Here is a 13,196-nt window from a genome sequence, read left to right on the forward strand (position 1 = left end):
TCTTTTGATAGCGTTGAGCATATCTACTCCAAATTCTGTATCTGCTCGCGCAATTGATCTACAACAGCCTTAAGGTCAAGCCCTATGGTTGTAATTGATGCCGCGTTGGCCTTAGAGCAAAGTGTGTTCGCTTCCCGGTTAAATTCCTGTGTCAGAAAATCCAGCTTTCGCCCGACACCGTTGCCGTCTGCCAGAAGAAGCCGCGCCGATGCTACATGCATTTCAAGGCGATCAAGTTCTTCCTGAATATCCGCTTTTGTTGCCAGAAATGCCGCCTCCATATGCAGCCTTGCCTCATCGAGAGCTGGTGCAGCATCAAGCAAAAGAGCGACTTGCGCAGAAAGTCTGCTTTTTATTGCTTCAAGTGAGCGGCTTGGATCAAGCTTTGCCTGCTCGACCAGTGATTCAACGACAGAAACTTGCCGCTTCAATATCTCGCCGAGCGCTCTGCCCTCGTCCTGCCGGTTTTTTTCAAGCTGCAAGAGTGTCTCTTCGAGAACGCCGAGCGCTAAATCATCCAGCTTCGACTGGTCTTCAGGCGTGACAACATCCTGCGGCACTTCAAGTACACCGCGCAATGCCATTAATCCTTCCGGCGTAGAAGGCGCCAGATTAAACTCCTCACGCAAGCGACCGGCGATTGATGTCAATTCCTCAAGCAATGGCCGGTTAACGACTGTCGTGGCGGAAGCACCGTCCGTTTTATCGATTGTCAGGGCAGCCTGAAAATTACCTCGTTTGAAATGCTGTCCAAAAAGCGAGCGAGCCTTCTGGTCAATTGCCTCAAAGCCTTGCGGCAAGCGAAAGCGCACATCAAGCCCTTTGCCGTTTACCGATTTGATTTCCCACGAAACCTGCACTCCGGGAAAGGTCCGGAGGTGACGGGCAAAACCCGTCATACTCTGCAATGACATATGCTTCCCCTTTGGCCCGGCATTTTATGCCGGTTAATTTGCGACGCCACCCTCAACCGGCACTGCATTCTTGTCCCCGGTGGCCGCTTTGGCAGCTTCATCAAGCCGGTTTTTTTCAACCTGACGCCAGCGTCTCACGTTCTCATTGTGCTCTTCAAGCGTGGCTGCGAAAACATGACCTCCAGTCCCATCGGCAACGAAATAAAGATCTTTCGTCTGTGAGGGGTGGGCGACAGCCTCAAGAGCATCACGACCGGGATTGGCAATAGGACCAGGCGGAAGACCATTGATCGTATAAGTATTATATGGCGTAGGCTTTTCGATATCCGACTTCAGGATCGCGCGATCTGCAGGACGCCCTTTACCGCCGAAAATACCATAAAGGATCGTCGGATCAGATTGCAGACGCATACGCTTGTTCAGCCGGTTGATGAATACGGATGCAACGCGCGGGCGTTCGTCAGCCTTGCCAGTCTCTTTCTCGACAATGGAAGCGAGTGTAACAAACTCTTCGATCGTTTTCAGCGGCACGCTTGGATCGCGGCGCTCCCAAATATCTTCAACCAGCTTCTTTTGGTCCGCCAGCATTTTCTTCACGAGTTCTTCGCGGGTCGTACCCCGGGAAAAACGCATCGTATTGGCAAAAAGCGAGCCTTCCTTTGGCATGATCGCTGGTAGATCACCGGTCAGCACGTCATCCTCCTGGATACGCTGAAATATCTGCTCAACAGTCAAGCCTTCCGGTATGGTGAGGGAATGCAGAACAGATTTTCCGCTGCGTAGCAGGTCCATGATTTCGCGCATGGATGCGTGCGCCTTGATTTCGTATTCGCCAGCCTTCATATCGCGCTGATGGCCATAGGCCTGTACACCGTACTTGAAAATGCGCGCGTCAGAGATAATGCCACGACGCTCAAGCCCATCAGCAATTTCAATGATGCCTGAGCCACTTTTGACCAAGAAATTGGTGCTAACATCAATCGGGCCAGGTTCGTTGAATTCGACCTTGCCGAAATAAACAACAGCAGCTGCGGCGAGCACAACGAGCACGACAAGCGACAGCATGAAATTTGCAAAAACGACAATCTGACTTCGCGCCCGGCGCGAGCGGCGCTTTGGCGCAGGCGGTGGCGTGCCGGGTTCAGGCCGCAAAGCTTCAGATGCCGACTGCGGGACAATAGGCTTGCGCTCCGGCGTACCGGAACTATTTGTCTCTCCAGATTGCTGATCTGAACTCACGCAAGCACCTCGGAACGAATTAGCGGTTATTTGCCGCCCACCCGTTGGATGAGGGAACGGCAACTTTGCAAATGGCGCATAGCCCAGCTCAAATCAAAAGTGATTCAGGCACTATGCATTAAAATCGACTGTAATATGGCGAAAGCGTGAAGCGCCTTCGCCAAAAATTCGATCATTGTTGATAACGCCGCAGAACAAGCGAAGCGTTGGTCCCGCCAAACCCGAAAGAGTTGGATAAGGCGATGTCAATCTTCCGTTCGCGCGCCTTGTGCGGAACCAGATCGATCTTGGTTTCAACAGACGGGTTATCCAAATTAAGCGTCGGCGGCGCGATGTTGTCACGAATCGCCAGAGCGCAGAAGATCGCTTCTGTGGAGCCGGCAGCGCCGAGCAAATGACCAATCGATGATTTCGTTGATGACATTGATATCTTTGGTGCAGAATCGCCAACAACCCGCTCTACCGCACCAAGCTCGATTGTATCAGCCATGGTCGAAGTACCATGTGAGTTGATGTAGTCGATGTCGGCTGGGGTAATACCCGCACGCTTGAGTGCCATTTCCATGGAACGCTGCGCACCCTCACCGCTCTCGGAAGGTGCAGTGATATGATAGGCATCTCCTGACAGGCCATAACCTATGACTTCAGCGTAAATCTTGGCCCCACGAGCCAATGCATGATCCAGTTCTTCAAGAACGACAATACCAGCGCCCTCGCCCATGACAAAGCCATCGCGATCTCTGTCATACGGACGGGAAGCAGCGGTAGGATCATCGTTTCTTTCTGTGGAAAGCGCCTTGCAGGCCGCAAAGCCGGCAAGCGATATACGGCTGACTGGTGACTCCGTTCCGCCAGCGACCATGAGGTCAGCATCGCCAAAGGCGATCAAACGGGCCGCATCACCAATAGCGTGCGCACCTGTCGAGCAGGCAGTAACCACTGAATGGTTTGGGCCACGTAGCTTGTGTTTGATGGAAACCTGACCGGAAGCAAGATTGATCAATCGACCTGGAATGAAGAAAGGCGAGATGCGGCGCGGACCTTTGTCGCGCAGCGTATAACCTGCTTCCACAATCCCTTCGAGACCACCAATACCTGAACCGATGAGCACACCAGTGCGAATCTGGTCTTCATCGCTTTCAGGCGCCCATTTGGCATCGGCCAGCGCCTGATCGGCAGCCGCCATTGCGTAAACAATAAATGGATCGACCTTGCGCTGTTCCTTTGGCTCCATCCAATCATCAGGATTGAACGTACCATCGGATCCATCGCCAACGGGAATACGGCAGGCGATCTTGCAGGGCAGATCTTCAACATCAAATTCTGTAACGCGCCGGGCACCGCTCTGGCCGGCTAAAAGCCTTGACCAAGTAAGCTCCACACCGGATGCGAGAGGAGAAACCAGCCCAAGGCCGGTTATGACAACGCGCCTCATGGCCGATCCTTAATCATCATATGCGACATAGTTGCATCCCTCGAACGCATGAATGAGAAAGGCCTTACGCCGCTTCTTTCACTCATGCGTTGCCAGGCATAACAAAAATCAGGCTTGTGCTTTGTCGATGAACTTGACGGCATCGCCGACAGTCAAAATCGTTTCAGCAGCATCATCCGGAATTTCAACGCCGAATTCTTCTTCAAAAGCCATCACGAGCTCGACAGTATCAAGGCTGTCTGCGCCCAGATCGTCGATGAAGCTCGCACCATCGGTGACTTTCTCGGCATCAACGCCCAGATGTTCAATAACGATTTTCTTGACGCGTTCTGCAGTATCACTCATGTGGAAACCTCAACCTGTTTGTTTCTTTCTATGCCTTGGTTAGCGGCACGGATGACTCTAATCAAGCAATAAGATGGTAGTTTAGTGCTGTTTAACAGCTAAAACACCAACCCCTGCGGCTTATTCCTTGCGGAACTTCTCGAACATCTAATCGATTTGGCAAAACAATTTGATGTCACAACTGGTGCGCGACTTATCACGCTTTATTCGCGGCCTCAATCTCATAAATGTGATTGTTTCTTTTACCACACTCGATAGCCGGATGCACAACGGCGTCAGGCTATTGAATGATCAAATCATCGCCATACCACCATTAACATGGATCGTCTGGCCTGTAACATAACCAGCCTCGCTGCTGGCAAGATAGACGACCGATGAAGCGATTTCGTCACCTGTGCCCATACGGCGCATAGGAATGGCAGACATGATGCCCTCCTTTTGCTTCTCATTGAGCTTGTCGGTCATGGCTGATTCGATAAAGCCCGGCGCAACGCAGTTCACGGTAACATTGCGGCTGGCGATCTCTTGGGCAAGCGATTTGGAGAAGCCGATGAGACCGGCTTTCGAAGCCACATAATTAGTCTGGCCAGGATTTCCGGTAACACCCACGATCGACGTTATGTTGATGATACGACCATAGCGGCGACGCATCATAGGGTGGGTTAACTCACGGGTGAGACGGAATACAGCGGTCAGATTGACCTCCAGAACATTATCCCAGTCCGCATCGCTCATACGCACGAACAAACCATCTTTGGTTATGCCGGCATTGTTGACGAGGATTTCCACGCCTTCGAGATCCGCTTCAGCCTTCTCACCCAAAGCCTTCACTTCGTCCCGGTTGGAAAGGTTTGCCGGGAAAATCTTGACGCGATCACCAAGTTCGCTTGCCAGCGCTTCCAGCTTCTCGACGCGCGTACCATGCAAACCGACAATTGCACCTTGGGCATGCAGTGCGCGTGCAATCGCTTCACCGATACCACCTGTTGCACCCGTAATGAGAGCCTTGCGGCCAGTAAGGTCAAACATTGCGCGTTCCTCTATTCTACTATTTATCAAGCATTAAGTGCGGCCACAGCCGCTTCAATATCTTCCGGTGTCCCAACAGCTACACCGGAAATATCTTTATTGATACGGCGCGCTAGGCCTGTAAGCACCTTGCCTGCACCAATTTCATAAAGCGTCGTTACACCATTGGCACCGAACCATTCAACTGTTTCGCGCCAGCGAACCCGGCCAGTCACTTGCTCGACAAGCAAGGCTGCGATTTCATCGGCGGAACTGACTGGCGCTGCTCGTACATTGGCAATAAGCGGCACGATTGGATCATTCTTGGCAACGGCTGCAAGCGCTTCCCGCATTGCACCAGCGGCAGGCGCCATAAGAGCCGAATGGAAAGGAGCAGAAACGGGCAGCATGATCGCACGCTTGGCACCTTTGGCAGAGGCCAGCGCAGCCGCGGCTTCAACTGGAGCCTTTGCGCCTGAGATCACCAATTGCCCGCCGCCATTGTCATTGGCGATCTGAACCGGCCCCTGCGCAGCCGCTTCGGCACATACGGCTTCAACTTCCGCATGTTCAAGACCGATAATAGCTGCCATGGCTCCTTGGCCCGCTGGAACAGCCTTCTGCATCGCGTTGCCGCGAATACGCAGCAGCCGGGCGGTATCAGCCAATGAGAACGTACCCGCTGCACAAAGCGCAGAATATTCACCGAGCGAATGGCCAGCTACGAAGGACACTTTGTCCTTGATCGAAACGCCTTTCGATTCCAGCACGCGGATGACTGCCATGGATACAGCCATCAAAGCGGGCTGCGCATTGGCAGTGAGCGTCAAAGTCTCTTCCGGTCCCTCCCAGATGATAGAGGAGAGCTTTTCACCCAAAGCCTCATCCACCTCGTCGAATACAGCCTTTGCTTCTGCAAAATTATCGGCAAGCGCCTTGCTCATACCGACGGACTGACTTCCCTGTCCGGGAAAGGTGAATGCTATAGACATGGAAATGCCTCCAAATGAAACCAAGCTCAATGTGCCGCGCGGTGTGCCTATCAGCAAGCTCGAAGTCAAGCTTTCTCACGGGCCTTTGAAAAAACTGGCTTGCAAATCACACCATCACAATGCACGATGTGGCCAGTATTACAGTGTCCAATCCCACCTAACATATTCTAACGCAAAGCATTTTCAGCTAAACCATTTTACCCTCGGATGCCCTCTGTTTTTTCCCGGATTTTGATCGTGGCTAGAAGTACGCGCTCAGCCAGCTTTTTCGGCGATGGAGGGTTTGTCCGGTTGCCAGTTTTTTTGAAGCCATGTCCATCACCAGAGCAATAAAGAAGATCGAATACTACTCTGAGAACGTCATCAGAGACCTGCTGCCGCAATATTTGTTTCGCAGGAAGCTGAATGTTTTGTGTGAAGATTTCCAGACATGCGAAGCGGACTACCTCAGATACCGCCTGAATTACTACAACAAGATCGGGGAACGATCTCCTTGTATCAAGGCAAGCTCTAGGATCTCCAATCTACCGAGAAATCAGAGCATGTACTATTATGATCTTAAGGAACATGCCCGCTATTTTCCGTGTCAACTGCGCATAAGTCCCGTTTTCGGCGACGTGACTTTCGTCCCACCGGTAGCCTCAATTGTAAAGAGTCGCCCAATCCGCGGAGACAATAAAGAATCCGTTTTGCTGAAACTCAACAAGCTCCGGCATTTCCAAAAATTGAATGTTCCTGTCACCTTCGCCGAAAAACAGCCATTGGCAGTATGGCGGGGCGGCAACAATAACGAAAAGCGCTTTTCTCTGGTGAAGCGCTACATCAACCACCCACTGTGCAATGTTGGAATAACGAATAATGACACCTCCGACCCCTTGTGCAAGCCATTCATGTCAGCAGCGGAGCAGATAAGGCAGTTCCGCTACATAATCTCAGTGGAAGGACATGATGTGGCGACAAACCTGCAATGGATAATGGCGTCCCAATCACTATGCATGATGCCCGAACCTGTCTATGAAACCTGGTTTATGGAAGGGCGCCTGATACCAGGGCATCACTACGTGCAATTGCGTCCTGATTTTGCGGATCTGGAAGATAAGATTCGCTATTATAACAAGCATGTCGACGAAGCAGTTGCCATTATTCGAAATGCCAATGCCCATGTCAGCCAATTCAATGACCAGACCCGGGAAAAATTGCTGTCACTTCTTGTGCTTTGTAAATATTTCGCAATGAGCGGGCAATGGGAGCCAACTCCAAAGGTCGCGACCCTATGGGACTGACTTTCAAAAGCCGAGCTTAGAGCCCGAAATCATTAATATTGGCGGACGGGTTGCTTCTTTTACGTTTTGCCCGTATAGAGCGCCCGTTCATTGCTCGGCGTCAGCTGGGGGCTGAACGGAGGGCCGGATTTCTATCCGTCGAAGGACAAAGCTTCAGCCTCCCGTGTCTCCTCTCTCGATCGTCTCCATACGCGTCCTTTCTTCGCCGTTCAACGGCCTGAGAGATTCGCAGAGGTTCATCCGTTGATCCGGGCAATATTAACGAAGAAAGGCAAAGACAAATGGCTCTTTATGAACATGTGTTCCTTGCTCGACAGGACATTTCGCAGCAGCAGGTCGATGCGCTTGTAGAACAATACAAGGGCATCATCGAGACCAATGGCGGCACAGTCGGGCGTATCGAAAGCTGGGGGCTCCGTGCTCTCACATATCGCATCAACAAGAACCGCAAGGCGTATTACTCGCTGCTCAACATCACTGCTCCAGCAGCAGCTGTTGCAGAGCTCGAGCGTCAGCAGCGCATCAACGAAGACGTCCTGCGTTTCATGACGATCCGCGTTGACGAACACGAGGAAGGCCAGTCGGCCATGCTCGCTCGCCGTGACGATCGCCGTGATCGCGATGACAACAAGTTCGGTGGCCGTGATGACGACCGTCCACGTCGCCCACGCCGTCCACGTGACGAAGCCGGTGAAGGAGCAGAATAATGGTTGACATCAATCAGATCCCGACCCGCCGTCCGTTCCATCGCCGCCGCAAGACCTGCCCGTTCTCGGGTGCGAATGCGCCGAAGATTGATTACAAGGACGTAAAGCTTCTGTCGCGCTACATTTCCGAGCGTGGCAAGATTGTTCCTTCGCGTATCACAGCTGTAAGCCAGAAGAAGCAGCGCGAACTCGCTCAGGCGATCAAGCGCGCACGTTTCCTTGGCCTTCTGCCATACGTCGTAAAGTAATATTGATTTAAGGCGGCGATCAGATCGCCGCCTTTGTCTGCAATTAAAATACACCAGTCGCGATGGGCGCGGAATTGGTGAAAAACAAAACCCAAGTTGAGGCATCGGTTTAAAAACCTCCTCTAACTGCTTATGCAAGCAGGACAGCGAGCGAAATGTTACCTACAGCAAAAGATTTTGGCGTTGGAGTATTGGCGGGGCTTGCAGCCGCGCTGCTGTCGATTGGCGTTATCGCGCAGTCGACCCTTGCCATGGCATTGCTGTTATTCTCTCCCCTTCCCATTTTCATGGCGGCCCTCGGCTGGGGCACTGCCACCGGCTTTATCGCAGCGCTGTCGATGGCGGTCATCGTATCTGTGCTGGCCGCCCCTACTGCTGCACTCGTTCTCGTCTTGATTATCGCACTTCCGGCTGCTGCCGCATCCTATTTCACAGGACTTGCGCGCCCTGCCTCTGAAGTGGGCGGGCCGAGCGACGCATATGTCTGGTATCCGCTGGCAGATACGCTCCTGCGGCTTGCGCTGATCGTGGCAGCGGCGTTCATCGCAATCGGCATGTTGATTGGCTATGGTGACGAGTTTGCCGCGGCGTTGATCAAATCCCTCAGCCAGCAGCTTGCGGCAACCAACCCTCAGCTTGCACCCAATGCGGAAGTTGCGCAGGGACTTGCCGAATTCGTCGTGCGCGCGCTTCCTGCGATCCAGCCCGCAATATGGGTCATCCTGATCGTCGGCAACCTATATATCGCGCTGCGACTGACTGCGGCATCGGGTAAGCTGCGCCGCCCGAAAGATGATTGGCCGCGGGCATTGCGTATGCCGCGCACGGGACTTTTTGTTTTTGCCGTGGCATGCGCAGCATGTTTTCTGCCGGGCGGTATCGGATATGCGGCAACTGCAATCGCCGGGGCGCTCGGTGCCGGATTCCTGATGGCAGGCTTTGCAATCATGCATTCCCGAACGCGCGGCGCGACCTGGAGGCCAATCGCTTTATGGCTGGCCTATCTTGCCGTCATCATTTTCACATTCACGCTTTTCTTCTTTCTTGTAGCCGGATTGTTCGACACATCGCGTAGCGCGCCGGTTTCGAAGGCAGGAAACAATACCCCACCCAGCAATGATAATTGAAGACACTAACGTATAAGGAAAACTCAAATGGACGTTATTCTACTAGAACGCATTGGCCGCCTCGGCCAGATGGGCGATACAGTCAAGGTCAAGGACGGCTTTGCCCGTAACTTCCTTTTGCCACAGGGCAAGGCGCTTCGTGCCAACGAAGCCAACAAGAAGAAGTTCGAAGGCCAGCGCGCACAGCTTGAAGCCCGCAACCTAGAGCGCAAGACAGAAGCTCAGGCGATTGCTGATAAGCTTGACGGCAAGTCATTCATTGCAGTTCGTTCAGCTGGTGAAACCGGTCAGCTTTACGGTTCAGTTTCGACCCGTGACATTGCCGACCTGATCACAGCAGAAGGCTTCTCCATCAACCGCAACCAGGTTGAATTGAACACACCGATCAAGACCATTGGTCTTCACAAGATTGTTCTTTCGCTCCACCCTGAAGTTGAAGCAACAGTTACCATCAACATTGCTCGTACTGCGGATGAAGCAGAGCGTCAGGTTAAGGGTGAAGATCTTACTTCTGCCGAAGCAATTTATGGCATTGAAGAGGCTCCGCTTTCGGACGAGTTCTTTGAAGAAGACGAAGACGGCGAAGAAAACGCCTGATTTAAAGAAGATACAAAGCACTCGAAAGAGTTGTTTTTGTTTATGAAAAGTACCCGGCAGCAATGTCGGGTACTTTTTTTCTTTTCAGATTGAAAAAATCAATTAGATTTACTGAGTCCACCCATGCCCGACCAGGACTCCCTTTGAGTCACCTTATGGCCGAGCTCTATCGTCTATGATGGAGATTGTTCATGAACGCACTTTTACGAGCCGCCCTTTCGCGGATGATTCACACTGGCACCTTAAAAGTCACCGACTCTACTGGCAAAGTCCGTACCTTTGGTGACGGGACCGGAGAGGAATTTCACTTCCGCATCAATACGGCCGCAGCAGAACGCAGGATAGCATTTGATCCATCCCTGCATTTCGCAGAAGCCTATATGAACAGCGAGATGGATGTTCTTAAAGGCGACATCTACGATATTCTGAAGCTCATCTTTGAGAATACGGGCGCTACCGCAGCCAAGGAACCTTGGATGCTTGCGATCGAGGGCATACGCCGTGCGACCCGGCGCTTGCATCAGATGAACAATCTGACCCGCGCATCAAGCAATGTGCACCGCCACTATGATCTGTCAGAAGACTTATACCGGCTATTTCTCGATACGGACATGCAGTATTCCTGCGCTTATTTCGAAAAGCCCGATGCAACGCTCGAAGAGGCCCAACTCGCCAAGAAACGCCATATAGCTGCAAAATTGCTTATTCAAAAAGGTCATAAGACCCTCGATATCGGTTGCGGCTGGGGTGGCATGGGGCTTTATCTGGCACGGCACCTGGAAGCCAATGTGACAGGCGTCACCCTTTCACAGGAACAGCACGGCATTGCCAACAAGCGCGCATTCGACGAAGGATTGTCATCGCAGGCTCAATTCAACCTGCAGGACTATCGTACGATTGATAACAGTTTCGACCGGATTGTTTCGGTTGGCATGTTCGAGCATGTAGGCATTGGTCATTTCTCCGAATATTTCCAACACACAGCGCGCCTGCTCAAGAAGGATGGCGTCTTCCTGCTGCACTCAATCGGGCGTTCAGACGGGCCTTCCTATACCAATGCCTTCATCCAGAAGTATATTTTTCCCGGAGGCTATATCCCTGCCCTTTCGGAAGTTATTCCGCATATCGAAAAAGCCGGACTGGTTATTACTGATATCGAAATTCTGCGTCTGCACTATGCCGATACATTGCGGATCTGGCGTGAGCGCTTCATGGCAAACCGCGACAAGGCAAAGGCGATCTATGATGAAAGGTTTTGCCGTATGTGGGAATTCTATCTGGCGGCGTCAGAAGCAGCTTTCCGCTGGCAAAACCTGATGGTGTTCCAGATCCAGCTGGCTCATCGCCAGGAAGTAGTGCCTTTGACCCGCAACTACATCGAACGGGAAGAGAAGCGGCTCAAGCGGCTTGAATGTCAACGCAGCTCTGCCAATAGCCAAGCGAGCGCGAAGGAATCAATTGCCGGGCGGTGATTGGACGTGAGTCCGACGATACTTTAACGCATACCGCACCATCATCCTCGGGCTTGACCCGAGGACCCACTATTTGCCGATGAAGATAGGTCCTCGGGTCAAGCCCGAGGATGACGGTGAAGTGGGTTGTGTGGCATCGCCTTTTCCACCCGACTCGGTTTACGTTTACCGTAAGAGTCAAGTATGGCTCATCTTATTTCCTGCTTTATTGCGTCGCTCGTTCCCGATTGTTCATTGATCGAGTGCATTTGTGTGAAGTGGTGTGGAAAAGAATAAAACAGCAGTCCTCATTTTTCTACGCTAGGTCATATTAGAGGAGAACAGGAAAATACAAAATGGCTGAAGCTACGGTACGCAAGATCAACGAGGCGCAGGGCACGCTTTATCGCGAGGCTCCCAACAATATTGAGGCTGAACAGGCCCTTTTGGGCGCTATTCTGGTCAATAATGATGCGTTTTATCGTGTTTCCGACTTCCTGAAGCCGACGCATTTCAATGAGCCTCTGCACCGGAAAATCTTTGAGGTCGCCTCCGATATGATTCGGATGGGCAAGATGGCCAATCCTGTCACGCTCAAGACGTTCATGCCTGCCGACGCAAAGATCGGCGACATGACTGTCATGCAATATCTTGCCCGGCTGGCCGCCGAAGCCGTGACTGTCATCAATGCCGAAGATTATGGCCGCGCGATCTATGATCTTGCCACGCGCCGTGCGCTGATCACCATCGGCGAAGACATGGTGAATATCGCTTATGATGCGCCAGTCGATGTGGCACCGCAAGGTCAGATCGAGGATGCTGAACGCCGCCTGTTCGAACTTGCCGAAACCGGGCGTTATGATGGCGGCTTCCAGACATTCACTGATGCGGTCAAGAACGCTGTGGACATGGCAAACGCGGCATTCATGCGTGACGGCCATCTTTCCGGCGTTTCAACGGGAATCCGCGCGCTTGATGCGCGCATGGGTGGATTGCAGCCATCGGATTTGATCGTGCTTGCGGGACGTCCGGGTATGGGCAAGACCTCACTTGCCACGAACATCGCCTTCAATATTGCCGCAGCCTATGAGCCTGAACAATTGGCCGACGGCAGTTTCAAAGCCAAGAATGGCGGCGTGGTCGGTTTCTTTTCACTGGAAATGTCATCCGAGCAGTTGGCAACACGTATTATCTCCGAGCAGTCAGAAATCAGTTCTTCAAAAATCCGTCGCGGTGAAATCAGCGAAGCCGACTTTGAAAAGCTCGTTGCGTGCTCGCAACATATGCAGCGCGTGCCACTCTATATCGACCAAACAGGTGGTATCTCCATTGCGCAGTTGGCAGCCCGTGCCCGGCGGTTGAAGCGTCAGCGCGGCCTCGATGTTATTGTCATCGACTATATTCAGCTGATGCAGGGATCATCCAAGCGCGCTTCGGAAAATCGTGTGCAGGAAATCACCGAGATTACCACTGGTCTGAAAGCTCTGGGCAAGGAGTTGAATACCCCTATTATCGCCCTCTCCCAGCTCTCCCGTCAGGTGGAGAGCCGCGAAGACAAGCACCCACAGCTTTCTGACTTGCGTGAATCCGGCTCGATCGAGCAGGACGCCGACGTTGTGCTGTTCGTGTATCGTGACGAGTATTACATCAAGAACAAGGAACCGAAGGCCGGTACTGAAGAGTATTTCAAATGGCAGGCTGATTTGAACGAGGCAACCGGCAAGGCGGAAGTGATCGTTGCCAAGCAGCGTCACGGCCCGACAGGAACAGTGCGACTGGCCTTCCAGGCAGAATTCACACGCTTTACCGACCTTGCCGAGGATTCACATATTCCCGAACGTTTCGAGTAA

Annotated in this window: 13 protein-coding genes; 7 read left to right on the forward strand and 6 right to left on the reverse strand. The window is 52.4% G+C overall.

The features are described 5' to 3' along the window. Positions 1-23 precede the first annotated feature (23 nt). From ACYJL1_RS13645 to fabD, 6 genes are all read right to left on the reverse strand, one after another. Positions 24-914: a YicC/YloC family endoribonuclease gene (locus tag ACYJL1_RS13645; protein WP_460895889.1), complete on the reverse strand. Its 891-nt coding sequence runs from the start codon at positions 912-914 to the stop codon at positions 24-26. 33 nt (positions 915-947) lie between these two features. Next, positions 948-2,153, reverse strand: coding sequence for an endolytic transglycosylase MltG (gene mltG, locus ACYJL1_RS13650; protein ID WP_460895890.1), 1,206 nt, complete (start codon positions 2,151-2,153; stop codon positions 948-950). Positions 2,154-2,325: 172 nt separating this feature from the next. Next, the gene (fabF, locus tag ACYJL1_RS13655; protein WP_460895891.1) at positions 2,326-3,588 is read right to left on the reverse strand and encodes a beta-ketoacyl-ACP synthase II; all 1,263 of its coding nucleotides are present in this window, start codon (positions 3,586-3,588) and stop codon (positions 2,326-2,328) included. Positions 3,589-3,696: 108 nt separating this feature from the next. Then, positions 3,697-3,933 (reverse strand): acyl carrier protein, encoded by a 237-nt coding sequence (locus tag ACYJL1_RS13660; RefSeq protein WP_008128530.1) that lies wholly within the window; start codon positions 3,931-3,933, stop codon positions 3,697-3,699. Between the two features lie 291 nt (positions 3,934-4,224). Beyond that, positions 4,225-4,962: a 3-oxoacyl-[acyl-carrier-protein] reductase gene (gene fabG / locus ACYJL1_RS13665; RefSeq protein ID WP_460895892.1), complete on the reverse strand. Its 738-nt coding sequence runs from the start codon at positions 4,960-4,962 to the stop codon at positions 4,225-4,227. Between the two features lie 26 nt (positions 4,963-4,988). Beyond that, a complete protein-coding gene (gene fabD, locus ACYJL1_RS13670; protein WP_460895893.1) occupies positions 4,989-5,933 on the reverse strand; it encodes an ACP S-malonyltransferase in 945 nt (314 codons plus the stop codon). 311 nt (positions 5,934-6,244) lie between these two features. On the opposite strand from fabD, the gene ACYJL1_RS13675 reads away from it, so the two are divergent. The 7 genes from ACYJL1_RS13675 (at position 6,245) to ACYJL1_RS13705 (ending at position 13,196) form a co-directional block, all read left to right on the forward strand. Beyond that, complete coding sequence (locus tag ACYJL1_RS13675; protein WP_460895894.1) at positions 6,245-7,216, forward strand: glycosyl transferase family 90; 972 nt, start codon at positions 6,245-6,247, stop codon at positions 7,214-7,216. A 281-nt stretch (positions 7,217-7,497) separates the two neighbouring features. Beyond that, positions 7,498-7,923, forward strand: coding sequence for a 30S ribosomal protein S6 (rpsF, locus tag ACYJL1_RS13680; RefSeq protein ID WP_106664746.1), 426 nt, complete (start codon positions 7,498-7,500; stop codon positions 7,921-7,923). Continuing rightward, positions 7,923-8,171, forward strand: coding sequence for a 30S ribosomal protein S18 (rpsR, locus tag ACYJL1_RS13685; RefSeq protein ID WP_008128538.1), 249 nt, complete (start codon positions 7,923-7,925; stop codon positions 8,169-8,171). Before rpsF ends, rpsR begins: the two co-directional genes overlap by 1 nt. A 155-nt stretch (positions 8,172-8,326) precedes the next feature. Then, positions 8,327-9,298 (forward strand): DUF2232 domain-containing protein, encoded by a 972-nt coding sequence (locus ACYJL1_RS13690; protein WP_460895895.1) that lies wholly within the window; start codon positions 8,327-8,329, stop codon positions 9,296-9,298. A 27-nt stretch (positions 9,299-9,325) separates the two neighbouring features. Continuing rightward, on the forward strand, positions 9,326-9,895 hold the full coding sequence (rplI, locus tag ACYJL1_RS13695) for a 50S ribosomal protein L9 (RefSeq protein WP_460895896.1): 570 nt from the start codon (positions 9,326-9,328) through the stop codon (positions 9,893-9,895). 191 nt (positions 9,896-10,086) lie between these two features. Beyond that, complete coding sequence (locus ACYJL1_RS13700; RefSeq protein WP_460895897.1) at positions 10,087-11,367, forward strand: class I SAM-dependent methyltransferase; 1,281 nt, start codon at positions 10,087-10,089, stop codon at positions 11,365-11,367. Positions 11,368-11,702: 335 nt separating this feature from the next. After that, a complete protein-coding gene (locus ACYJL1_RS13705; RefSeq protein ID WP_460895898.1) occupies positions 11,703-13,196 on the forward strand; it encodes a replicative DNA helicase in 1,494 nt (497 codons plus the stop codon).

This window comes from Phyllobacterium sp. K27, assembly GCF_054796155.1.